Source organism: Natronorubrum sulfidifaciens JCM 14089 (genome assembly GCF_000337735.1).
Classification (GTDB): Archaea; Halobacteriota; Halobacteria; order Halobacteriales; family Natrialbaceae; genus Natronorubrum; species Natronorubrum sulfidifaciens.
This window is the reverse complement of record NZ_AOHX01000009.1, coordinates 1-636: the sequence shown is the minus strand read 5'-3', so window position 1 is coordinate 636 and position 636 is coordinate 1. Positions and strand designations below refer to the sequence as shown.

The following is a 636-nucleotide window of genomic DNA, read 5'->3' as shown; positions in this document are numbered from 1 at the left end:
GTTTCCTTATTCGAATACTCGGCGAGGCGAGGGAATTCGACGAGTGTACCTTGGGCGGTTTCAGGCCGAAGGTAGCCGGTGCGGCCTTCGCCAGGACCGATGGTCGTTTCGAACATCAGTTGAAATTCTTCAACCGGACAATCGGCGAGCGATGTGCCACAGTCCGGGCATGCGAGGCCGTGAGATGCAATCAGGTCCTCAACCTGCTCAGGAGCTAAATGCTCAGCATCAGTGATGTCAGTATGGTCTTCAACGAGCTGATCTGCACGATGACGGTGATCGCAGGCTCGGCATGCCACCAATAAGNGTTTCAATCTCAAAGTTGTCCTCTGTGACAACGAAGCGATTCCGCCATGCGGTTTCCACGTTGCGCTTGATCGCAGCGCCCGTAGGACCATAGGTGTAGAAACCGGCCACACCGCCATAGACTTCAGCGGCGGGGGAATAGAGGCCTCGTCGTCGCGCTAGTTCTTCCAGCTCGTCGTGACTCCTCGATTTCTCCTTGAATTCGGGTTGATGGTTCGAAGTCTCTCGGCCGTCATCAGTGTTGTCGTGTTTCGATTCGGTCTGGTCTTCTGGTGCTGTCATCGGTATGTGGTGGAGAGTGCTCTTTCGAGCGGGTTTGGTGTATCAACC

At 55.1% G+C, this 636-nt stretch carries 1 pseudogene; it reads right to left on the bottom strand.

Features of this window, described 5'->3' with window-relative positions:
* A pseudogene (locus C495_RS18535) lies at nt 1–477 on the bottom strand (glycine--tRNA ligase); the annotation flags it as partial.
* Nucleotides 478–636: the final 159 nt, after the last annotated feature.